Below are 22,613 nucleotides of genomic sequence, written 5' to 3' on the forward strand. Positions count from 1 at the left end.
ATGACCACCGACGGTTTCGTCACGTGTCTCTGGTTCGACGGCCGGGCGGAGGAGGCCGCGCACCACTACGTGTCCGTCTTCGAGAACTCGGGTGTCGGACGCGTCGTGCGCCACACCGAGGCCGGGCCCGGCACGGCCGGCTCCGTGCTGACCGTGGAGTTCACGGCCAACGGCCAGAAGTTCCTCGCGCTCAACGGCGGGCCCGAGTTCCGGTTCAACGAGGCGGTCTCCTTCCAGATCCTCTGCTCCGACCAGCAGGAGATCGACCACTACTGGACGAAGCTCACCGAGAACGGCGGCGAGGGCGGCCCCTGCGGCTGGCTCAAGGACCGGTACGGCGTCTCCTGGCAGGTGGTCTACGCCCGGCTGCTCGACATGATCGGCGACCCGGACCCGGAGAAGGCCGCGCGTGCCACCCGGGCCATGATGGCCATGGGCAAGCTGGACGCCGCCGCGCTGGAGAAGGCGTACGCGGGGGAGTGACCGGCCCCCTGCCGGGCTCGACGCGCGGGCCCGGCCCCGCATGGTTAGCGTGAACAACCGGGACACACCACACCGGGAGGGTCGGGACCATGGCCGTGCAGCCCGAGGGAACGCCCTGTTGGGCCGATGCGATGTTCAGTGACATCGAGGGCGCCAAACGGTTCTACGCCGACGTGCTCGGCTGGACCTTCGGCGAGTCGTCGTCGAAGTACGGCAACTACACGCAGGCCTACGCGGACGGCAGGGCGGTGGCCGCCGTGGTCCCGCCGATGCCCGGCCAGGAGGGCCGGTCGCAGTGGTGCCTGTACCTCGCCTCGCCGGACGCCGCCGCCACCGCGGAGCGGATCCGGGACAACGGCGGCGAGGTGCTGATGGGGCCGATGCAGGTCGGCGACCTGGGCACGCTGTGTCTGGGCCGGGAGCCCAGCGGGGCCGTGTTCGGTGTGTGGCAGGCCGGCCGGCACGAGGGCTTCGAGGCGACGGCCACGCCCGGCGCCTACTGCTGGGCGGAGGTCTTCACCCGGGAACCCGAGCGGTCGGACGCCTTCCTGTCCGCCGTGTTCCCGTACCGGATGAAGGAGATCGACGACGAGGCGGTGGATTTCCGGATGTTCGAGGTCGGTGAGGACACCGTCCTCGGCAGGATGCGGATGACCGACGACTTCCCGCCCGAGGTCCCCTCGTACATCAACGTCTACTTCACCGTGGACCACTGCGACGCGGCCGTCGCCCGGGCCACCGCGCTCGGCGCCACCCTCCGCTTCGGCCCGATGACCAGCCCCTTCGGCCGGTTCGCCGCGCTCACCGACCCGCAGGGCGCCAACTTCTCGGTGATCGACGTCACGACCACCGAGGGCGGGATGCCGAGGATCAGGGACGTCTGACCCGGCTCCGTCCGGCCGCCTCCCCGGTCATGGCATGATCGTGTGCATGCGTGAACGTGTGGTGGCCGCGTGCGACGGGGCTTCGAAGGGCAACCCCGGACCGGCCGGATGGGCGTGGGTCATCTCGGACGACGACGAGCGGACCCCCGTCGGCTGGGCGGCGGGCCCGCTCGGCCGGGCCACCAACAACGTCGCCGAACTGACCGCCCTGGAGCGGCTGCTCACGGCCGTCGACCCGGACGTGCCGCTGGAGATCCGCATGGACTCCCAGTACGCGATGAAGGCCGTCACCACCTGGCTGCCGGGCTGGAAGCGCAACGGCTGGAAGACCGCCGCCGGCAAGCCCGTCGCCAACCAGGACCTGGTCGTCCGCATCGACGAACTCCTCGGCGGCCGGTCCGTGGAGTTCCGCTACGTGCCCGCCCACCAGGCCGACGGCGACCCGCTGAACGACTTCGCCGACCGCGCGGCCAGCCAGGCGGCCGTCGTGCAGGAACCCGCCGGCAGCGAGCTGGGTTCGCCGGAGCCCCCGCCGTCGCCGGACACCCCGGTGGCGGCCGGTGCGCCGCGCCGGAAGACGCCGCGGCGCACCGGCGGCGCCGTGTCCGCCCGCACCATCAAGGCGAAGTTCCCCGGCCGCTGTCCGTGCGGCCGGTCCTACGCGGCCGGCGAGAAGATCGCCAAGAACGCGCAGGGCTGGGGCCACCCGGAGTGCCGTACCGCCGGGTCCTGATCAGGCGTCGAACGTGTAGAACGCGGTGTGGTCCAGCATGTCCGCCGGGCGCACGGTGTTCCACGGCTTCATGGTGTCGTCCAGGTCCACCACGTCCGGCGTGCCGCCCGTCGGCACGTAACCGACGCCCGGGTGGCGCCGCTGCCACTCCGCCCACAGCTTGTCGACGTAGGCGTGGTGCAGCCAGAACACCGGGTCGTTGGGGGAGACCCCGGTGGCCATGTGCCCGCCGACCCAGCGGTGGACCCGGTTGTGCAGGTTGACCCCCCGCCAGCCTTCCAGGTGGTTGCGGAAGCCGTCCGATGCGCTGTTGTACGGTGCCATGTCGTACGTCGCCATGGACAGCACCGACTCGACCTCGGGGCGCGTCGGCAGCTCGCTCACGGACGTGCCGAGCGAACGGCGCAGGAAGGTACGGCCGTCCACCCGCACGTTGACCGGCCAGTTCCCGGCGGACGCGGCGAACGGGCCGTCCGTCACCCGCCCGTCGGTGCTGCGCCCGGTGCCGCCGAGGAAGTCCGGCGCCCACAGGGAGGCCCGCACCGTGCGGTCGGTGCTCCAGTCCCAGTACGGCAGGGCGACCGTGGAGTCCACGGCCTGGAGCGCCTGCTCGAAGTCGAGCAGGAATCTGCGGTGCCAGGGCAGGAAGGAGGGCGAGCGGTGGCCGGTCCGCTCGCCCGAGTCGGTGTCCGCCATGATGAACTCGTTGTGCGTGCGGACGAAGTCGTCGTAGCGTCCGCTGCGCTTCAGTTCGAGGACGGCGGCGACGAACCGCCGCTTCTCGTCGGCGGTCAGGGCGGCCTGGTTCTTGCGTACCGTCATGGTGCGGGGTGCTCCGGGATTCCGTGCGGGGGCGGTCAGTTGGCGGGGAACGGCAGCAGCGCGGCGCCCTGGAGCTCGTCCACCGCGGCCCGGGCGGCGGCGCGCGGGGTGGCCACCGGGGCGTAGTGGCTGACGACGCTGATCCAGCTACCGTCGGCGTTGCGCATCACGTGCAACTGCACGCCGTCGACGAACACCGCGTAGCCACCGCCGTGTTCGTGGTGGTGTCCACCGCCGCTCGACGGACGGCCCTGTATTCGGCGGCCCTTGTAGACCTCGTCGAAGGACTCGGGCGCGGCGGGCTCGTGGCGGCCGGCGGCGGACGCGGCGGACGCGGCGGGCGCGGCGAGGGTGGCGGCCGCGGCCGTCGTGGCGACGGCGGCTGCGGCGGTGAGCGCACGGCGCCGGGTGATGCCGGGCATGCGGGTCCTCCTCGGGAGTGGTGGAGTGTGACGACGCATGCCTATCGGGCGTTACGGGAAAGGAGGAAATCACTCGGAACGGGTTGGCTGTGATCCGGACAATTAGCCACATGACGTACAGAGTTGGACCAAGATGATCTTGCTGTGACCGGGTGTCGATCCGCTGCGGAACGGGGAATTCCTTGCCGGGTCGTCCCGCTTCCCCGTGATCCTTCCCGGGGGCCGCCCGTCCGAGTGGCGCGGCTCACCACACCAGGCTGACGCGATCGAGCGGGTCGCCGGGACTGCTACCGTCCGGTGCCGATCGACCACGTCCGGTGACAGTCAGGGGTGTGCACGTGAAGGTCGTCTGTGTCGGAGGCGGGCCCGCGGGCCTGTACCTCGCCATCCTGCTCAAGCGGCAGAACCCGTCCCACGACATCACCGTCCACGAACGCGACCCCGAGGGCTCCACCTACGGCTGGGGCGTGACGTACTGGCGCGGCCTCCTCGACAGACTCCAGGAGCACGACCCCGAGTCGGCGCGTGCGGTCGAGGAGCACTCCGTCCGCTGGAACGAGGGTGTCGCCCACGTCCGGGACCTGGCCGCCCGCCACCACGGGGACGAGGGCTTCGGCATCGGCCGGCACCGGCTGCTCGAGCTGCTCGCCGGCCGGGCCCGCGCCCTCGGCGTCCGCCTGGAGTACCGGAGCGACATCGGTGAACCGCCCGCCGGAGCCGACCTCGTCGTCGCGGCCGACGGCGTGCACAGCGCCCTGCGCACCCGGCGCGCCGAGCACTTCGGCACCCGGACCTCCTCCGGCCGCAACCACTACATCTGGCTCGGCACCACCAAGGTCTTCGACGCCTTCACCTTCGCCTTCACCGAGACCGCGCACGGCTGGATCTGGGCCTACGGCTACGGCTACGGCGACGGCCACAGCACCTGCGTCGTCGAGTGCTCCCCGGAGACCTTCACCGGCCTCGGCCTGGACCGGGCGGACCGGGCCGAGGGCCTCGTGCTGCTGGAGAAGCTCTTCGCCGGCGTCCTCGACGGCCACCCCCTCATCGCCCGCCCCGGCGCCTCCTGGCTGACCTTCCGCACCCTCACCAACCGCACCTGGCACCACGGCAACCTCGTCCTGCTCGGCGACGCCGCCCACACCACCCACTACTCCATCGGCGCCGGCACCACCCTCGCCCTGGAGGACGCCATGTGCCTGGCCGGCGCCCTGCGGGAGCACGCCGCCCTGCCCGACGCCCTCGCCGCCTACGAGCGCCGGCGCCAGGCCGAGCTGCTGTCCGTGCAGAGCGCGGCCCGCTACAGCGCCCAGTGGTACGAGAACCTGCCCCGCTACATCCACCTGCCCCCGCACCGGATGTTCGCCCTGCTCGGCCAGCGCCACTCGCCCCTGCTGCCGTACGTCCCCCCGCAGCTCTACTACGGGCTGGACCGGGCCGCCGGACGGCTGGAGGCGCTGCGCCGGCTCAAGCGCTGGCTCGGCCCCCGCGCCGCCCGTGCCCTGCACGCCCGCTCCACGGCCCGCCGGGACTGACCCCCGCCGGCCCGGCATCCCGTCACCGGCGCACGTCAGGGCGGAGGACGTCGGTGAATGGCCATTCACCCGATACGGTGAATCGCTGTTCACCTCGCCGCCGTGCTGCCCGCAGGAGCCCCGATGGACCGGCCCGCCGCCATACCCCTGCCGCCCGGCACCGGCACGCCGCCCCGGCCGCGCGACCGGTTCGCCATCCCGGTGCTCGCGTCGGGCGGCATCCTCATGGCGGTCATGCAGACCGTGGTCGTACCGCTCCTGCCGGACCTGCCCCGGCTCACCGGCTCGTCACCGGCCGCCGTCTCCTGGATGGTCACCGCGACCCTGCTCTCCGGCGCCGTCCTCACCCCCGTCCTCGGCCTGCCGCTCGCCGCGCTGGTCGTGCAGTACGCCGGCTGGCACACGATGTTCTGGCTGACCAGCGCGCTCGGTGCGCTCGGCGTCACGGCGACCTGGCGGGCGGTCAGGGAGTCACCGGTGCGCGAGACCGCCGCCGACACCGTCGCCGACCGCTACGGGCTCGCCGTACAGGCCCAGCTCACGCCCGGCCGCTGAGCCGGCGCGGCCCGCCGGCCAGGGTCGTCCGCGCCGCGGTGTCCCGCCGGAGCGGCCCGTTCCGCGGGACGCCGTGCCGGATGTCACACTGACGCCATGGACGAACGCGTAATCGGCAGGTCGGGTCAGTGGGCGTCGGTGATCGGTCTCGGCACATGGCAGCTAGGCGCGGACTGGGGCGACGTGGACGACAAGGAGGCCCTGTCCGTCCTGGAGGCGGCGGCCGAGTCGGGAGTCACGTTCTTCGACACGGCCGACGTGTACGGCGACGGGCGCAGCGAGGAGACCATCGCCTCGTTCCTGCGCGGCCGTCCCGACCTGCACGTGCTGGTGGCCACCAAGATGGGCCGCCGGGTCGGGCAGCTCCCCGAGAACTACGTCCTGGACAACTTCCGCGCCTGGAACGACCGCTCGCGCCGCAACCTGGGTGTCGACCGCATCGACCTGATCCAGTTGCACTGCCCGCCCACCCCGGTCTACTCCTCCGAGGCGGTGTTCGACGCCCTGGACACCCTGGTCGAGGAGGAGCGCGTCGCCGCGTACGGGGTGAGCGTGGAGACCTGCGCGGAGGCGCTCACCGCGATCGCCCGGCCGAACGTGGCGAGCGTGCAGATCATCCTCAACCCGTTCCGTATGAAGCCCCTGTACGAGGTGCTGCCCGCCGCCCGCGAGGCCGGCGTCGGCATCATCGCGCGCGTGCCCCTCGCCTCCGGGCTGCTGTCCGGCAAGTACACGCGGGACACGGTGTTCGCGGCCAACGACCACCGCTCCTTCAATCGCCACGGCGAGGCCTTCGACCAGGGCGAGACCTTCTCCGGCGTCGACTACGCCACTGGCGTGGAGGCCGCCGCCGAGTTCGCCGGGCTCGCCCCCGAGGGGTACACCCCGGCCCAGTTGGCGCTGCGCTGGATCATCGAGCAGGAGGGCGTCACCACGGTGATCCCCGGCGCGCGCAACCCGGAGCAGGCCCGCGCCAACGCGGCGGCGGCCAAGCTGCCGCCGCTGCCGCCCGAGACGTCCACCGCGATCCGGGAGCTGTACGAGCGCCGGATCAGCGACCAGGTCGAACACCACTGGTAGGCCCCCGTACGCGGACCGTTTGAACGAACGGCTGTGCGGTTACACGCACCGCATGACGGAGGCAGCACGGCGTACAGGCCGCGACGAGACCGAGGAGGAGCAGGCGGACCGGAAGTGGGGTGAACTCATCCAAGAGGTCCGGGTGGCGCAGACCGGCGTGCAGATCCTGTTCGGCTTCCTGCTGACCGTCGTCTTCCAGCCGAAGTACGTGCGGCTCACGGACACGAATCAGGTCATCTACATCGTGACCGTCGTCCTGGGCGCCTGCGCGACCGGCGCCCTCATCGGACCGGTCTCCCTGCATCGCCTGGTCTCCGGCCGCCGGGTCAAGCCGCAGGCCGTGCGGCTGGCCTCCCGGCTGACGTTCGTCGGCCTGGTGCTGCTGCTCGCCACGATGACGTCGTCGCTGCTGCTGATCCTCCGGGTGGCCACGCACGACGGCTACGTGCCCTACCTGGTCTCGGGCGTCGTCGCCTGGTACCTCGTGTGCTGGTACGGCCTGCCCCTGTGGGCCCGCCGCAAGCACACGGACCGCTCGGACGACTAGGGCCCGCCCGGCCGGTCACTGGCCCACCCGCCCGTCGACGCACTCGCGCAGCAGGTCGGCGTGGCCGCAGTGCCGGGCGTACTCCTCGATCCTGTGCACCATCAGCTCCCGGACCGCGATCCGCTCTCTTCCCACCCGCTCCCCGAGGTCCGGGAGCCCGGCCAGTACGGCGTCCGTCGCGGCCTGCTCGCGCTCCAGATCGGCGTACGCGGCGTCGACCGCGGCCTGTTCGGCGACCGCTCCCTCGAAGTCCGCGTCCCCGTCGCCGTACAGCTTCGGCAGCGGGTCGCTCTCAGTGATCCAGTTGCGCCAGTCGCGTTCCACCTCGGCGAGGTGCCTGAGCAGGCCGAGGAGTGACATCGTCGACGGCGGGACCGAGCGCCGGGCGAGCTGCTCGGGGTCCAGGTCCTCGCACTTCATCCGCAGGGTGATGCGGTAGTTCGTCAGGAAGTCCGACAGGGTCGCCGGCTCGCCCTCCGGGGCGGCACCGTTGTCGCGGGGGTCGTCGGCCGGGTCGGCCCACATGTCGGGGTAGACGGTCGCCCGGGTCCATCGTGCGGGTCGGTCGCTCATGGCTCGCATGGTGGTCCGCGGCGGCCCCGGTCCGCCACCGAATTGTCGTCACAGCGCGCGGAGCTGACGGTCGTGGACCCGGCTGAGCAGCAGCAGGGACAGCACGGACCCGATCAGCGCGCAGCACATGTCCCACTGGGTGTCCCACACGTCGCCCTGGGTGGCGAGGAACGCGTCCGCGCCGTGCCCCCCGACCTCCGCCGCCAGCCACTCCAGCAGCTCGAAACAGGCGCTGAACGCCAGGCAGGCGCACACGGTGAGCGGGGCCAGCCAGCGGCTGCCGCGCAACGGCGAGGTGCGGCTGAGCAGTTCCCGACCAGCACGGCCGGCCGGTACGAAGCCCTGCATCAGATGCCCGAAGCGGTCGTACGGGTTGCGGTCCAGGCCGAAGGCGTCGCGCACCCAGTCGCCCACCGGTACCTGCGCGTAGGTGTAGTGCCCGCCGACCGCGAGGACCAGCGCGTGCGCGGTCAGCAGCCCGTACAGCAGCCCCGTCAGCGGGAAGCGCCGCCGGGTCAGCACGACCAGGGGCAGCCCGGCCAGCGCCCACACCGTCTCCAGGAACCAGGTGGCGCGGTCGCGCGCGCCCCACGCGGACGCCGCCAGGCCCCCCGCCGCCACGGCGGCGAGGAGGGCGGGCGGCACGCGGCGCGGCGCGCGGAGCGGGAGGGACGGTGCTGCGGTCACGGCGGGCTCCTTGCCTGCGGGGCGTCGGGGGAGCCCATCGTGGCGCCGGGCCGGGACCGCGGACATGAGTACGGCTACTCAGCCGCGGAGAGGATCTCCTCCAGCAGTTCGTCCACCCGGACGCGCTCCTGGCCCGGCGGGAGGACCTGGTAGGTCTCGCGCAGGAAGGAGGCGATCGCGGGCGCCCAGGCGAACACCACCGCGTGGTGCCGGCCGCCGTCCGGCCGCACGTCCCCGAGGAACTCCAGCCGCAGTTCGTGCCACAGGCCGGTGGCCTCCGGCCGCATCCGCACATCACCGACCCCGACCGGCCCGGCCAGGCCGTCGGAGAGCATCTGCCGATCCAGCCGCCAGGAGGCCAGCACATGGCCGTCGTGCGCGAAGACGGCGGTGACGGCGAACGGGTCGTCGGCGTCGTAGCTGAGGTGGGCCAGCACCGGACAGCGGCCGGTACCGTGCGCAAGGAGCTGCACCACCAAGGTCTTGTGCACGAACGGGTTCACGCGTGGGCCTCCGGGGACAATCGGCGTAGAGCCCTCTAGTACCCCCGTAGCGCCCGAGATGCTCATCCGAGTGGCCGATTGCCGTGGACCGTGCGCGACGCGGCCGGACCGGTCGCCCCGGCGGCTGTCAGGCGAAGGCCTCCCGCAGGGCCGGCAGCAGGGTCTTCGCCGACCAGTCGATGAACTCCTGCTGGGAGTCGCCGCCGATCTGCACGAGGGCGACCTCCCCGAACCCGGCCTCCACGTAGGGCCGTACGGCCTCCACGAACGCCTCCGGGTCGTCGCCGCACGGGATCGCGGAGGCGACGTCGTCCTCGGTGACGAACTGGGTCGCGGCCTCGAAGGAGTCGGGGTGCGGCAGCTCGGCGTTCACCTTCCAGCCCAGGCCGAACCAGCGGAACTGGGAGTGTGCGCGCTTGACCGCCCTCTCCCGGTCGGTGTCGAAGCACACCGGCAGTTGGCCGACCCGGGGCTTGCCGCTGCCGCCGTGCCGGTCGAAGGCCTCCAGCAGACCCGGCTTCGGCTCCGTCGCGATGACCAGGTCGGCGAGGTGCCCGGCGAGCCTGCACGACTGTTCGCCGGAGACGGCGAGACCGATCGGCGGCGCCTCCTGCGGCAGGTCCCACAGCCGGGCCGACTCCACGTCGTAGTGCTGCCCGTGATGCGTCACATGGCCGCCCTCGAACAGCGCGCGGATGATCTGCACGGCCTCCTCGAGCATCTCGTGGCGTACGTCCACCGGCGGCCAGCCGCCGCCCACCACGTGCTCGTTCAGGTTCTCGCCGGCGCCCAGGCCCAGCCGGAACCTGCCCTCGGACAGGAGCTGCACCGTCGCCGCCTTCTGCGCCACGATCGCCGGGTGGTAGCGCAGGATGGGACAGGTGACGTAGGTCATCAGCGGGATCCGCGAGGTGGCCTGGGCGGCGGCGCCGAGCACACTCCACGCGTACGAGGCGTGTCCCTGCGAGCGCAGCCACGGGAAGTAGTGGTCCGAGGTCACCGAGAAGTCGAACCCGGCCTCCTCGGCCTGCACCAGGTGGTTCACCAGGTCCCGGGGGCCGGCCTGCTCGGTCATCATCGTGTATCCGATTTGCACCATGGGAAGCGAGTCCCCGGCTCGGCCGCCGGAAAACGGCCGGCGGCCGCCCTGTCAGTCCTTCGGCGCACGGAAGGTCCCGAGGAACGTCCGCAGCGCCAGCCGGCCGGCCGCGTTCCCCCAGACCCCGGCCGGGGTGGTGAAGCGCAGGGAGAACCCCCGGGCCCCGCCCAGCAGGAAGCCCCGCCCGAAGGTGTGGGTCCGCGAGCGCCCCGATCCCGTCAGCCACTCCAGGTCGGCGGCCCTGCGGCCCTGGTAGGTGGTGGCCCGGACGGCTCCGACGCGGTGATAGCCGGCCAGCCGCGCCAGCCCGGGCTCGACGTCGTCCCGCCAGACGGCGACCGGATCGGGGCCGACGCGCTCGCTGTAGGTGACGGCGAGGGTGGTCGAGTCCCCGCCGCGGCCGAAGGTGACCCGGTAGGCGAGGCCGGCCACCCGGGAGGTGGTCAGCCGCCGCCAGCCGTCGGGCAGCGCCACCGAGAAGCCCTCCGGGGCGGTGTACCGGTGGTAGCCGGGCGGCAGGGCGGGGGAGGCCGACGCGGTCGGGACGGGCGTGCCGGCGCGGCCGGTGTGCCGGTCGGACGGGGCGGCCGGGGTGGTGGCCCGGCGCCGCGGCCCGGCGCTGTCCGTGCCCGGCAGCGCGCCGGCCGCGGCCAGCACCGCGGCGGCGACGGCGGCCACGGCGAGCGCGGCGCCGACGGCCAGGAGCCGCCGGCCGTGCCGGGGACCGGCGGCGGCGAACCGGGACGCGCCGCGCATCCGGGGCGTGGGCGCGGGCTCGTGGTCCGCGTCCGTGTCCTCGGTCAGTGCCCTGGTCAGGGCCTGACGGACCACCGGCCGGGTCAGCCGTTCCCGTGCGTCCTTGCGCAGCAGCCCCTGCACGGCCCGGGTGAGCGGGCCGGCGCGCAGCGGGGTGCGCAACGGCAGCCGGTCGACGGCCTTCAGCGTGGCGTCGGGCCGGCCGCGGTCCCGGAACGGCGGCCGGCCCTCGACCATCGTGTACAGCAGGGCTCCCAGGGCCCACAGGTCGGCGGCGGGGCCGACGCGTTCGTCGCGGGCCTGCTCGGGCGAGGCGTACGAGGGTGCCGTGAGCCGCGGCACCAGGGTCGCGCCGGCGAGCCCGAACCCGGTGACGACGACCGGGCCGCCGTCCCGCACGAAGACCTGGCCGGGGCTCAGTTCCCCGTGCGTGATGCCCTCGTCGTGCGCCGACCGCAGTACGTCGAGCAGGTCCAGGCCGGTGCGTGCGGCGCGCACCGGGTGGAAGGGGCCCTCCCGGGCGAGGAGTTCGCCGAGCGGTGTGCCGTCGATCCACTCGGTGACCGTCCACAGGGTGCCGGCCTCCACCACGGCGTCGACGACCGCGGCGACCTGGCCGGGGCAGAGCAGCCGCATGGTCTCCCCGGTGCGCACGACCCGGGCCGTGACGCGGCGCGCGGTGTCCTCGGTGACGGGTTCCGGCAGGGCCGTCTGCGTCACCAGGCGGGGCTGCCCGGCCGCCGTGTCCTCGGCGTACCACCACAGACGGTTCGTCTCCCGGGCGAAGACCTCCAGAAGCCGGTACCGCCCGGCGATCCACTCGTGTGCGGAGACGTGCGCCTCGACCATGGTCATCCCTCGCTGAAGCCCCTGCCGCGTCTTTCCCAGAGGTACGCGGGGCGCGCGGGGGTGCGTTCAGCGAATCCTCGATTCGCGCCCCCGTCCCGCCTTTCATTCATGCGTTCGAAGGCCCGTACGGTGTCGCAACGGCCGTCACGTCTCACGGCAGCCGTGTCACAGCAGGCCGAACCGCTCCGCCCAGCCGTGGATCTCCCGGGGGGTCGTGTTGCCCCCGCAGACCACGAGCCCGATCCGGGCGCCGGCACCGGCCCGCGCCGCCACCTGCCGGGCCGCCGGCAGCAGACATCCCGCGGCCGGCTCCGCCCACACCTTGGCGTGGTCGGCGAGGTCCAGGCAGCCCCGCACGGCGTCCCGGTCCGGGACCACCAGGACGTCCTCGACGAGCGCGGACACATGGTCGTACGTCAACTGCGCCACCGAGGGCGCGCTCAGCGTGGTGACCAGGGAGGACAGCGGCACCGGCACCGGTCCGCCGGCCTTCAGCGCGCCGGACATCGCCTCCGCGCCCTCGGTCTCCACGCCCCACACCCGCACTCCCGGCCGCCGGTCGCGCAGGGCCGCCGCGACCCCGGCGATCAGACCACCGCCGCCGACGCTGACGACGACGTCCGTCAGCTCCCCGGCGTCCTCGGCCAGTTCCAGTCCCACGGTGCCCTGCCCGGCGATCACCACCGGGTCGTCGAACGGATGGACCAGGGTGAGGCCCTCGTCCCGCAACCGCGTCACCAGTTGGAAGGCACTGTCCATGCCGTCGGTGAGCCGGACCGACGCCCCGGCGTCCTCGGCGAGCGCGAGGGAACGCGCGGGCGCGGTCCGCGGCATCACCACGGTCGCCTTCACGTCGAGGGCCGCCGCCATCACCGCGAGCGCGACACCGTGGTTGCCGCCGCTGACGGCGACCACCCCCGCCGCGCGCTCCGCCGCGCTCAACGACAGCAGCTTGGCCGTCGCCCCGCGGGCCTTGAACGAGCCGGTCCGCTGGAGCAGTTCGAGCTTGGCGGTGACCGGGACGCCGAGCAGCGCGCCGAGACCGGGACTCGCCACCGTCGGCGTCCTGACGATGTGTCCGGCGATCCGCTGCGCGGCGGCTTCGATGTCCGAGATGCCGATCACGGTGCTCCACCCTTCCGGCGCGGATCGGGAACCGCGCCGGAACGGACCTTGGCCCGTCGGGACGTCCCAGGTCAACGCCGTATCGGATGGTGGTTACCGTGCGCGGTCCGCCAACAGGTCCAGCAGCCGTGCCAGGTCCCGGGCGGCCCCGCCGGCCAGGGGCGCGTCGGCGAGCAGCGTCCGCGCGGCGGCCGTGTGGCCGCGGGCCTCGGCCAGGGCCGCCGCCCGGCCGCCCGCCGCCTCTACCAGCGCGGCGGCCTCTTTGGCCCGTCCGGGGGAGTCCAGCAGCGCGGGCAGGTGCCGGGCCGCCGGGGAACCGAGCGCGGCCAGCACCGGATACGTCTTCTTCCGCTCCCGCAGGTCGCCGCCCACCGGCTTCCCGGTGACGGCCGGATCGCCCCAGATGCCCAGCACGTCGTCGACCAACTGGAAGGCGACCCCGAGGTGCCGCCCGGCCCGGTCCAGGGCGCCGACCGCGGCCCTGGGCGCCCCGGCGAGCGCGGCGCCCAGGGCGGCGGCACAGCCCAGCAGCGCGCCGGTCTTGCCCTCCGCCATCGCCCGGTACTCCGGGGCCGTCACCCGTTCCGGCCCGGTCCACGGCCGGGTGGCGAACAGCAGGTCGTCGGCCTGCCCGCGCACCAGATCGGCGAGGGCCGACGAGAGCAGCCGTACCGCGCCGGGGCCCTCGGGGGCCGCGGCGAGGACATCCACCGCCAGCGCGAACAGGGCGTCGCCGGCCAGTACGGCCGGACCCGTGCCGTACGCCCGCCACACGGTGGGGCGGCCACGCCGGACGGCGTCCCCGTCCATGATGTCGTCGTGCAGCAGCGAGAAGACGTGCACCAGCTCCACCGCGACCGCGGCGGGCACCCCGGCCCGGCCGTCGGCGCCCGCGGCCTCGGAGCCCAGCACGGCCAGCGCCTGCCGTACGCCCTTGCCGCCCGGGGCGGCGGCGGGCGCCCCGCCGACCTCGCACCAGCCGAAGGAGTAGGCGGCCATCTCGGCCATCCACGGGTGCAGCCGCCCCACCGCGTCCTCCAGCGCGGGCCGTACCAGCTTCCGGCAGCGGGTGAGGGTGAGCAGGGCCGGGTCCTGCACCGGCGAGCCGAGCGCCGTCACCGGGCGGCTTCCGCGTCGAGGCCGAACTCCCGCTGGGCCCGGGCCACCGTCTCCCGGGCGTGCCGCAGCCCGCTGCGCTCCAGGGTCCGGGCCAGCTCGGCGAGTTCGGCGGCCGTCTCGGCGCGGTCGCGGCCGAGGTGGGCGAGGGACTTGGCCAGGCCGAGCCGGGACAGCGCCTCGCCGCGCGGCTCGCTCATCGTGCGGAACTCCGCGAGTGCCAGCTCGTAGCGGTCCCGGGCCTCGGCGTGGCGCCCGGCGCGGTAGAGGACGTTGCCCTGCATCTTGTGGTTGTAGGCGAGCGCGCTGGACAGGTTCATCTCGCGGCAGGTGGCCTCCGCCTCGGCCAGCAGCTCCAGGGCCCGTGCGGTGGCGCCGTCACGCACGGAGAGGACGTCCGCGAGTCCGCGCAGCGCCCAGGCGTACCCGCGCCGGTCGTCGGCCCGGCCGGCTATCTGTGCCGCCTCCTCGAACAGCGCGTACGCGCGGTCGAGGTCGCCGGTGTTGCGGTGCATCTGGGCGATGCCCTCCAGCGCCCACACGGTGTGCCGGGCCTCTCCCCGGCTGCGCGCCTCGGCCAGCAGTTGCTCGTGCAGCCGGCCGACCGCCGCGTAGTCGCCCTGGATGCGGCCGGTCTCCGCGAGGCCGGCCAGCGAGTAGCCGCGGACGACGACGTCCCCGCCGCGCTCGCCGAGGTCGGCGGCGAGCTTCAGCAGTCGCCGGGCCAGCGGGAACGCCCCGCGCTGGCGGGCCAGAGTGCCGCCGCTCCACAGCGCCCAGGCCATCGCGGCGGTGTCGCCGGCCTCCCGGGCGGCGCGGTAACTCGCCTTCCAGGCCCGGTCGGCGTCCCGCACATGGCCGAGCCGGCGGTGCGCCTCGGCGACGGCGAGCCCGCAGCGCGCCGCCTCGCCGGGCAGTCCGGCCCGCTCGGCCTCGCGCAGCCGCTCGGTGCCCTCGGCCAGCACGTCGACCAGCGAGGAGTTCACGGACAGGGTGGTCAGGGCGCCCTGGTACTCCGGGGCGAAAGCCTTGCCGTACATGCGTACCCTTCTATACACAGGGTGTATACACGGTGTGCATAGCGTCTCGGAAAAGTGCCCCGGCCCGAGGGGGCCGGGGCTCGGTCTGTTGCCGGTCAAGACGCCGGTACGGCGTCGGGGGTTGCCCTGGCGGCGCGGCTCACTTGTGAAGGTTCAGTGCTGCTGTGCCTTCTGGGGCGTCAGCTCGCTCGGCCGTACCACCACGTACCCCTCGCCCTGGAGCATAAGCTGCACGGCCTCACCCGAACCGCCGCGCAGCATCGAGCCGAGCGACTGCGAGCGGTGCAGCGAGGTCTCCAGGTGCGCGGTCCAGCCCACCACCGCGTCCGTGTCGACGTACACCGGCGCCTGCGCGGTCACGGGTATCACCAGCGGGTTGCCGTCGCAGACCAGGCCGAGCCGGCCCTGTCCGCTGAACACGCTGTTGAACAGGCCGCCGCCGGCGATGCCCGACCCCTTCACCGTCTTGATCTCGTACGACAACGAGGCGTCGAAACACAGCACGTTGCGGCCGTTGACCGTGAACCGGTCACCGGCCTCCACCTCGACGATGAAACAGTTCTGCGCCTCGTGCGCGAACCAGGCCTCGCCCTGCCCGCGCACCGCCATGAGGGGCAGTCCCTCACCGGTGACCGCACGCTTGAGCATGCCGCCGACGCCCTGCCCCTTGCGCTCGAACTTCAGGCCGCCGCGGTAGGCGACCATGGCGCCCTGCCGGGCGTACATCTCGCCGTTCACCGCGTACCTGAGGCACTTGGCGTTCTCGACGGACATCCCCGGCTCGACGGCCGGCTGCACCACATGCTGACTGGAGAAAAGATCACCCTTCATGGGGGGCATCGTGTCCCGGACGGCAGCGTTCCGCCAAGATCACGGAACGTGCCGGTTCGGCCACGGAAGAGCCCCCTACGGCTCGACCGTCCTCGCCTTGCCGCAGAACGCCGAGTCCAGGGCGCCCGCCAGCGTGTCGAGCACCTTCCCGTTGTTCGACGTGTCGGCCATCGCCGTGAGGCTGCGCCCGCCGTCCTTCGTGGCGAACGCGTAGGTGTAGTACCCCTGCACGGCTCCCGTGTGCCCGTACACCGAGATCCCGCAGGACAGGTCCCGCCGCCGCAGCCCCAGCCCGTACGCCGTCGTGCTGTTGACCGGGGTGAACCGCTCCATCTCGGCGAGCCGTGCGGCGGACATCAGCTTCCCGCCGAGCAGCGCGCCGTAGAACGTGTCGAGGTCCCGCGCGCTGGAGATGACCGCACCCGCGCTCTGCGCCCAGGACACGGTCTGGGCGGTCGCGTCGACCGGCGCGGCGCCCGCCGTGTCCGGGGTGAGGTACCCGCGGGCGTACCGCCCCGGGATCGCCGTGCTCGGGTGGACGTAGAACGTGTCGCCCAGTCCCAGCGGCCCGATGACGCGGTTCCGGTAGGCCGTCGCCACGGGCTGTCCCGTGAGCTTCTCGATGAGCAGGCCGGCGACGACGAAGTTGGTGTTGGAGTACGCGTAGGCGGCGCCCGGCGCGTTGGTGCGGGGCTTCTTCAGGGAGAGGGCGACCAGTTGGCGGTAGGTGAAGACCTTGTTCCGCACCGCCTCGAAGCCGGAGACGCTGTGGGCGAACATGTCGTTCGTGTAGTCGTACAGTCCGCTGCGGTGGCCGAGTACCTGACGGACCGTGATCCGGTCGTCGGGCAGCAGCTTCGGCAGGTACCGGTTGACCGGCGCGTCGAGCGAGAGCCGGTGCTCGTCGACGAGCTGGAGCAGGACGACGGCCGAGAAGGTCTTGGTGATGCTGCCGACCCGGAAGCGGTCCTCCGTGCTGATGGCCCGTGCGCTGCTCCGGTCGGCGACCCCGTGCGTGACCCGGTACGTCCGCCCGTGGTCGTCGATCCGGGCCAGCGCGCCCGGTGCGCCCTGGGCCACCACCGACCGCAGCACCGAGGCCAGTCCCGCCGTGTCCGGTGCCGGGAGCGCCGCTGCCGCCGGGGTGTCGTGCTCCCCGGCCACGGCCCGCGCCGGCACCGCGAGGAGCGACAGCGCGACCGCCCCGAGGACCGCTCCCCGGACCACCGTTGCTGAGACCATCCGGTACCCACTCCCATCGGTTCGGTTCCTGATGCGATATCGGTCACATTCCGCCCTGGGAACCTAGGGGATCGAGGCAACGTCTCCACAGTCGACACACAGTTGGTGGTCCGGCGATCACTCTGTGGCGCCCGTTTGCAAAGGATTGCCATAGAAGTTCGCGAAATGGATCATTCCGGCTTTACGTGCACATGACTGATCCGACAGGGTTGTCCACCGGGGGCGTCAGACGAGTCCCTATGGCGCCAACTGCGCCATTTCTCAAGGCGGTTGGTGACCCCGGCCGCCTTCGAACGAAGGAACCCTGATCAGATTGCGTAGAGCGCACATACGCTCCGTGGCGATCGCCATCGCGGTGACGACGGCTGCCACGGGCCTGGCCGGTACGGCCTTCGCGGGTCCCTCCACGGGGGTGGAGCGGACCGCCGCCTCCGCCGCCTCGAACGCCACGGTGGTGGTGGAGGCGGCGCGCACAGCGGCCTTCACGCACGCCTCGGCGACCGGCGTCTCCAAGGGCGACGCACTGCACGCCCAGGACGTCCTGCTCGACCCGGAGGGTGCCCGGCACGTCCGCTTCGTCCGCACGCACGACGGCCTGCCGGTACTCGGCGGCGACCTCATCGTCCACCTCGACCGGGGGCTCGGCTACACGGGCGTGACCCGCGCGGCCGACCACACCGTCAAGCCGGCCGCCGAGGCCAGGCTGACCCCGGCCCAGGCCGCCGCCAAGGCCGCCGAGGCCGCCAAGGGCGACGCGGGCGGTGTCCAGCTCGTGCTGGACGCCCGGGGCGGCGCCTCCGCGCTCGCCTACCAGGTCACCGTCACCGCCGGGGGCAACCCCCACACGGTCGTCGTGGACGCGGTCACCGGCAAGGTGCGCAGCAACACGCCCGTGCGGGACGAGTTCCTGTCGCCGAAGCTGGTCGACACCCTGCGCGAGCGTGGCGAGAGCGCCGACCCGGTGACCGGCAGCGGCTCCGCCTCCGGCGCGTCCGGCCTGCTCGGCTCGGGCGCCTCCGGCGTCACGCACTACCCGTCGGCCGCCAAGGGCCCCGGCAAGACGCTCTTCGTGGGCACGGTCGGTCTCACCACCACGCAGACCTCGCGCGGCCACTTCCAGCTCAAGGACCCGAACCGGTACGGCACCGAGACCCGGGACGCCAAGGGCTCGGAGACGGAGAAGTTCAGCGCCGGCACGAAGTTCACCAACACGACCGACGTGTGGGGCAACGGCAAGACCACCAGCCGGGTCAGCGCCGCCGCCGACGCCCAGTACGGCATCACCAAGACGCTGGACTTCTACAAGGGCACGTTCGGGCGCAAGGGCATCGCCAACAACAGCAAGGCCGCCCAGGCGATGGTCCACTGGGGCAAGAAGGTCGGCAACGCCTTCTGGGACCCGACCTGCAACTGCATGCTGTACGGCGACGGCGACGGCGACATGTTCAAGAAGCCGCTCGTCGTCCTCGACGTCACCGGCCACGAGCTGACCCACGGCGTGGTGGAGGCGACCGCCAACCTCCAGCCGACGATCGTCGACAAGTACGGCAACCAGTACGGCGAGCCCGGCTCGCTCAACGAGTCCCTCGCGGACATCTTCGGCTCGAACGTCGAGTTCTACGCCAAGAACACGAAGGACACGCCGGATTACCTGATCGGCGAGAAGCTGGGCCTCGCGCAGAAGTTCCTGCGCCGCCTGGACCACCCGTCGCTCGACAAGCTCGAAGGCACCATCGACTACTGGAAGCCGGAGGTGTACGGCACCGAGGTGCACGCCGGTTCGGGTGTCTCCTCGCACGCCTACTACCTCCTCGCCGAGGGCAGCGGCAAGAAGACGATCGGCGGCGTCGCCTACAACTCGCCGACGTACCACAACCTCACGGTCAAGGGGATCGGCCGCACCAAGGCGACCGCCGTCTACTACCGTGCGCTCACCCGCTACATGGTCTCCGACACCGACTTCCACCAGGCGCGCCTCGCGACGCTGAAGGCGGCCAAGGACCTGTACGGCGCGAACAGCACCGAGTACAAGACGGTGGACAGGTCGTGGTCGGCGGTCAACGTCACCGCCGCCAACACGCCGGCCGCCCGCCACTGACGGACGGCAGCACACCCCGCAGTACCGGATGCCCCGCCCCGCGCGGGGCATCCGTGTTCCCCGCCCCGCGCGGACGGCCCGGCGCCGTCAGGGGGCGGCGGCTCAGCGCAGGGTCTGCGCCCAGTCCGCCGGGACCCGGCCCGCCGGACCGGGCGCCGGCTGGTCGGCGGGGTGGCCGGCCGGGGGAGCGAGTTCGGGCCCGGAGCCGTACAGCTCCTCCGTGGCGAAGTTCCAGAACCAGGCCTCGCCCGGCTCGAAGCTGCGGATCACCGGGTGACCCGTCTCCCGGTAGTGGGCGGTGGCGTGCCGGCCGGGGGAGTCGTCGCAGCAGCCGATGTGGCCACACCGCGCGCACCGGCGCAGGTGGAACCACCAGCCGCCGGCCTCCTCGCACTCCACGCAGCCCGTGCCGCTCGGCGGGACCCGGGGGTCGATTCCTTCGACGTCGTTCATTCCTGCTCCTCGTCGTGCGTCTCGGCGGTCAGGGGCAGCAGCACCTGGAAGCGGGTGTCGCCGGGCTCCGACTCCACCCGCAGGGTGCCGTGGTGCTTGTTGACGACGATCCGCCAGGAGATGTCCAGGCCGAGCCCGGTGCCCTCGCCGACCGGCTTGGTGGTGAAGAACGGGTCGAAGATCCGGTCCCTGATCTCCGTTGGCACGCCGGGCCCGGTGTCCCGGAACTCCACCAGCAGCCGCTCGTGGTCGAGCGCGGTCCGTACGGTCAGCGTGCCCTCCCCGCCGGCGCTCCGGACGGCCGAGACGGCGTTGTCGATCAGGTTCGTCCACACCTGGTTCAGCTCCGCCGGATAGGCCGGCACCGGCGGGAGCGTACGGTCGTACTCCTTGACGACCCCGATGCCCGGGCCGATCTTCCCGGACAGCATCAGCAGCGTGCTGTCGAGGAGTTCGTGGACATCCACCTCGCGGTACGGCGCCCGGTCCAACTGCGCGTACTGCTTGGCCGCGTCGACCAGGTGCGAGACGCGGGTGGTGGAGTCCTCGATCTCGCTCATCAACAGCTCGGTCTCGATGGTGTAGTTCAGCCATCCGACCGCGTTGGGCAGGATCTCCTCGTCGACGGCCGCCGCGACCTGCTCCAGCCAGTCGACGTCGAGTCCGGCCTGCACGAACGTGGGCGCCACCTGCCAGCCCTGCTCGAAGCCGTGGTCCGCCAGCCAGTCGGTGAGCCGGTCCTCCCGGTCGGACGCCTCCAGCGGGCCGAGCACCGGCGCCTTCGCCACCCGTTCGGCGGTGCGCTCCTGGATCTCGATCAGGCTCGCCAGCACGTCACGGGAGAACGGCCCCCCGGCGATCACGCCGAGCTTGTGCCGCATCTTCGCGACCCGTTCCCGCAGGGCCGAGGTGGCCCGCACGGCCGCCGCCGCCGGGTTGTTCAGCTCGTGCGTGAGCCCGGCCGACAACGAGCCGAGGGCGAGCAGCCGTTCCCGCTGCCCGATCATGGCCTGCGTGTTCTTCGAGCCGAAGAACAGCCCCTCCAGCAGGTGCACGGCCATCGGGAACCACTCGCGCATCACCTCCGCGAAGAGGTCCGCCGGCAGCACGAAGAACCGGGTCGGCTCCGTCACCCGCATCGAGTTGTTGTAGACCTGCGGCACCCGGTCGCCGAGGTAGGCCTGCATCGCGCCCGCGTACACCCCGGGCTGGGAGGTCCGGGTGACCTCCACGTCGTCGCCGCCGACCCGGCGGGACAGCACGACCGTGCCCTCCACCATCACGAAGAAGCAGGTGGCGGGGTCGCCCTCGGTGTACACGGGTCCGGCCTGGAACAGCTCCACCCGTCCCGCGCCGCACAGCCGGCCCAGTTGCTGCCCACTCAGCTTCTCGAAGAGGAACAGCGAGCCGATCTCCCCCGGGCTGCACGGCATGACCTGCCCGCTCATGACTGCTCCAGATACCGGTGGACGAGCATCACGGCCATGGCTCCCTCTCCGACGGCGGACGCGACCCGCTTGGCGGACTCGGCGCGGGCGTCGCCCGCCACGAACACGCCGGGAACACTGGTCTCCAGGTGGTACGGCGGCCGGTCCAGCTCCCAGCCGGCCGGCGGGCGTCCGTCGGCGGTCAGGTCGGGGCCGGACAGGATGAAGCCGCGCCCGTCGCGCAGCACCGCCTCGCCCAGCCAGTCGGTCAGCGGGGCGGCGCCGATGAAGACGAACATCCACTGCGCGTCGACCTGTTCGGTCTCCCCGGTCACCATGTGACGCAGCGTCAGCCGCTCCAGCCGGCCGGAGCCGTGCGCCTCCTCGACGACCGTGTGGCAGCGCACCGAGATGTTCGGGGCCTCGCCGATCTGCTGGATCAGGTAGTACGACATGGACGCCGACAGGTCCGGGCCGCGCACCAGCAGCGTCACCGACTTCGCGCCCCGGGACAGGTACATCGCCGCCTGGCCCGCCGAGTTGGCACCGCCGACGATGTACACGTCCTGGCCCTGGCAGGAGGCCGCCTCGGTCAGCGCCGAGCCGTAGAACACCCCGCAGCCGGTGAGGTCGGTGCAGCCCGCGGCGTCCAGCTGCCGGTACTGCACCCCGGTCGCCAGGATCACGCTGTGCGCGGCGATCGCCGAGCCGTCCGCGAACCGGACGACCCGCGCGGCGCCGCAGGCCTCCAGCCCGGTCACCTCGCGCGCGGTCAGGATCTCGGCGCCGAACCTGGCCGCCTGCCGCCGCGCCCGGTCGGTGAGCTGGGCGCCGGAGACGCCGTCGGGGAAGCCGAGGTAGTTCTCGATGCGGGAGCTCTGCCCCGCCTGCCCGCCGGTCGCCGACCGCTCCACCAGCACGGTCCGCAGGCCCTCCGACGCCCCGTACACGGCGGCGCCGAGCCCGGCGGGTCCGCCGCCGATCACGACGAGGTCGTAGAACTCGGACGTCGGCGTCGTCGCCAGGCCCACCCGCGCCGCCAGTTCGGGTGCCTCCGGCTCGACCAGGGCGCTGCCGTCCGGGGTGATCACCAGCGGGAGCCGCTGCCCGTCCTGCCCGGCCGCCGCCAGCAGCCGCCGCCCCTCCGGTTCCTCCACCGAGTACCAGCGGTAGGGCACCTGGTTGCGGGCCAGGAACTCGCGCACGTCCGAGGAGCGCGCCGACCAGCGGTGGCCCACGATCTTCGTGCTGGGCACCGGCCGGTAGGCGCGGGTGCGCCAGGCCTCCAGCAGGTCGTCCAGGACGGGGTAGAGCTTCTCCTCCGGCGGGTCCCACGGCTTGAGCAGGTAGTGGTCCAGGTCGACCACGTTGATCGCGTCGATCGCCGCGTCGGTGTCGGCGTACGCGGTCAGCAGTACGCGGCGCGCGCCCGGATAGACGTCGAGCGCCTGCTCCAGGAACTCGATGCCGTTCATCTGCGGCATCCGGTAGTCGGCCAGGATCACGGCCACCAGGTCGCCGCGCAGCTTCAGCTCGCGCAGCGCCTCCAGCGCGGACTCCCCGGACTCGGCGCGGACGATCCGGTACGACGCGCCGTAGCGCCGCCTGAGATCGCGGGCGACGGCCCGGGAGACCCCCGGGTCGTCGTCCACGGTCAGGATGACGGTCCGCGCTGCGTCGGCGGCCTGTGCCATACGTCTCCCACCCCGGGTGTCGGTTCCACGGGGCGGTGTCGTGGGGACCACCGCACCGG

General features: G+C 72.8%; 22 protein-coding genes and 1 pseudogene. 8 read left to right on the top strand and 15 right to left on the bottom strand.

The window, feature by feature from the left end; all coding sequences use genetic code 11:
* From D9753_RS33115 to D9753_RS33125, 3 genes are all read left to right on the top strand, one after another.
* Complete coding sequence (locus D9753_RS33115) at positions 1-483, top strand: VOC family protein (protein WP_121790347.1); 483 nt, start codon at positions 1-3, stop codon at positions 481-483.
* Positions 484-572: 89 nt separating this feature from the next.
* Positions 573-1,367 (top strand): VOC family protein, encoded by a 795-nt coding sequence (locus D9753_RS33120; RefSeq protein WP_121790348.1) that lies wholly within the window; start codon positions 573-575, stop codon positions 1,365-1,367.
* A 34-nt stretch (positions 1,368-1,401) separates the two neighbouring features.
* Positions 1,402-2,100 carry a ribonuclease H family protein gene (locus tag D9753_RS33125; protein WP_121790349.1) on the top strand — a complete coding sequence of 233 codons (699 nt, stop codon included), beginning with the start codon at positions 1,402-1,404 and terminating at the stop codon, positions 2,098-2,100.
* Here the strand turns inward: D9753_RS33125 and melC2 are convergent, their stop codons facing one another.
* Together melC2 and melC1 are read right to left on the bottom strand one after the other, a co-directional pair.
* Positions 2,101-2,922, bottom strand: a complete 822-nt coding sequence (melC2, locus tag D9753_RS33130; RefSeq protein WP_121790350.1) for a tyrosinase MelC2 — start codon at positions 2,920-2,922, stop codon at positions 2,101-2,103.
* 35 nt (positions 2,923-2,957) lie between these two features.
* Positions 2,958-3,344, bottom strand: coding sequence for an apotyrosinase chaperone MelC1 (gene melC1, locus D9753_RS33135; protein ID WP_121790351.1), 387 nt, complete (start codon positions 3,342-3,344; stop codon positions 2,958-2,960).
* 332 nt (positions 3,345-3,676) lie between these two features.
* Between melC1 and D9753_RS33140 the strand changes: the two genes are divergently transcribed.
* The 4 genes and pseudogenes from D9753_RS33140 (at position 3,677) to D9753_RS33155 (ending at position 7,061) form a co-directional block, all read left to right on the top strand.
* A complete protein-coding gene (locus D9753_RS33140; RefSeq protein ID WP_121790352.1) occupies positions 3,677-4,879 on the top strand; it encodes an FAD-dependent monooxygenase in 1,203 nt (400 codons plus the stop codon).
* A gap of 123 nt (positions 4,880-5,002) precedes the next feature.
* A pseudogene (locus tag D9753_RS33145) lies at positions 5,003-5,404 on the top strand (hypothetical protein); the annotation flags it as partial.
* Positions 5,405-5,530: 126 nt separating this feature from the next.
* Positions 5,531-6,514: an aldo/keto reductase gene (locus tag D9753_RS33150; RefSeq protein WP_121790353.1), complete on the top strand. Its 984-nt coding sequence runs from the start codon at positions 5,531-5,533 to the stop codon at positions 6,512-6,514.
* A gap of 52 nt (positions 6,515-6,566) precedes the next feature.
* A complete protein-coding gene (locus D9753_RS33155; protein ID WP_121791420.1) occupies positions 6,567-7,061 on the top strand; it encodes a DUF6328 family protein in 495 nt (164 codons plus the stop codon).
* Between the two features lie 15 nt (positions 7,062-7,076).
* Here the strand turns inward: D9753_RS33155 and D9753_RS33160 are convergent, their stop codons facing one another.
* The 10 genes from D9753_RS33160 to D9753_RS33205 all read right to left on the bottom strand — a co-directional run bounded on the left by D9753_RS33160 (position 7,077) and on the right by D9753_RS33205 (position 16,882).
* Entirely contained in the window at positions 7,077-7,643 is a 567-nt protein-coding gene (locus tag D9753_RS33160; RefSeq protein WP_121790354.1) for a DinB family protein, read from the bottom strand.
* Positions 7,644-7,682: 39 nt separating this feature from the next.
* Positions 7,683-8,279, bottom strand: a complete 597-nt coding sequence (locus D9753_RS33165; protein ID WP_121791421.1) for a DUF2238 domain-containing protein — start codon at positions 8,277-8,279, stop codon at positions 7,683-7,685.
* Positions 8,280-8,395: 116 nt separating this feature from the next.
* The gene (locus tag D9753_RS33170) at positions 8,396-8,824 is read right to left on the bottom strand and encodes an SsgA family sporulation/cell division regulator (protein WP_121790355.1); all 429 of its coding nucleotides are present in this window, start codon (positions 8,822-8,824) and stop codon (positions 8,396-8,398) included.
* Positions 8,825-8,951: 127 nt separating this feature from the next.
* Entirely contained in the window at positions 8,952-9,923 is a 972-nt protein-coding gene (locus D9753_RS33175; protein ID WP_121790356.1) for an LLM class F420-dependent oxidoreductase, read from the bottom strand.
* Between the two features lie 51 nt (positions 9,924-9,974).
* Complete coding sequence (locus D9753_RS33180; protein WP_121790357.1) at positions 9,975-11,534, bottom strand: serine/threonine protein kinase; 1,560 nt, start codon at positions 11,532-11,534, stop codon at positions 9,975-9,977.
* 159 nt (positions 11,535-11,693) lie between these two features.
* Positions 11,694-12,653: a threonine/serine dehydratase gene (locus D9753_RS33185; RefSeq protein WP_121790358.1), complete on the bottom strand. Its 960-nt coding sequence runs from the start codon at positions 12,651-12,653 to the stop codon at positions 11,694-11,696.
* 93 nt (positions 12,654-12,746) lie between these two features.
* Complete coding sequence (locus D9753_RS33190) at positions 12,747-13,772, bottom strand: polyprenyl synthetase family protein (protein ID WP_121790359.1); 1,026 nt, start codon at positions 13,770-13,772, stop codon at positions 12,747-12,749.
* Entirely contained in the window at positions 13,769-14,809 is a 1,041-nt protein-coding gene (locus tag D9753_RS33195; RefSeq protein WP_121790360.1) for a tetratricopeptide repeat protein, read from the bottom strand. The genes D9753_RS33190 and D9753_RS33195 overlap by 4 nt, the downstream gene beginning before the upstream one ends.
* 153 nt (positions 14,810-14,962) lie before the next feature.
* The gene (locus D9753_RS33200; protein WP_121790361.1) at positions 14,963-15,640 is read right to left on the bottom strand and encodes an AIM24 family protein; all 678 of its coding nucleotides are present in this window, start codon (positions 15,638-15,640) and stop codon (positions 14,963-14,965) included.
* A gap of 75 nt (positions 15,641-15,715) precedes the next feature.
* Entirely contained in the window at positions 15,716-16,882 is a 1,167-nt protein-coding gene (locus D9753_RS33205; RefSeq protein ID WP_121790362.1) for a serine hydrolase domain-containing protein, read from the bottom strand.
* A 337-nt stretch (positions 16,883-17,219) separates the two neighbouring features.
* On the opposite strand from D9753_RS33205, the gene D9753_RS33210 reads away from it, so the two are divergent.
* On the top strand, positions 17,220-18,980 hold the full coding sequence (locus D9753_RS33210; protein ID WP_121790363.1) for a M4 family metallopeptidase: 1,761 nt from the start codon (positions 17,220-17,222) through the stop codon (positions 18,978-18,980).
* Positions 18,981-19,082: 102 nt separating this feature from the next.
* On the opposite strand, the gene D9753_RS33215 is transcribed toward D9753_RS33210, so the two are convergent.
* From D9753_RS33215 to D9753_RS33225, 3 genes are read right to left on the bottom strand one after another with little or no spacing between them, the layout of a single operon-like run.
* Entirely contained in the window at positions 19,083-19,433 is a 351-nt protein-coding gene (locus D9753_RS33215; protein WP_121790364.1) for a UBP-type zinc finger domain-containing protein, read from the bottom strand.
* Complete coding sequence (locus D9753_RS33220; protein ID WP_121790365.1) at positions 19,430-20,881, bottom strand: ATP-binding protein; 1,452 nt, start codon at positions 20,879-20,881, stop codon at positions 19,430-19,432. The genes D9753_RS33215 and D9753_RS33220 overlap by 4 nt, the downstream gene beginning before the upstream one ends.
* Positions 20,878-22,554, bottom strand: coding sequence for an FAD-dependent oxidoreductase (locus D9753_RS33225; RefSeq protein WP_121790366.1), 1,677 nt, complete (start codon positions 22,552-22,554; stop codon positions 20,878-20,880). Before D9753_RS33225 ends, D9753_RS33220 begins: the two co-directional genes overlap by 4 nt.
* Between the last annotated feature and the right edge of the window lie 59 nt (positions 22,555-22,613).

Origin of the sequence: Streptomyces dangxiongensis (assembly GCF_003675325.1) — a bacterium.
GTDB lineage: Bacteria > Actinomycetota > Actinomycetes > Streptomycetales > Streptomycetaceae > Streptomyces > Streptomyces dangxiongensis.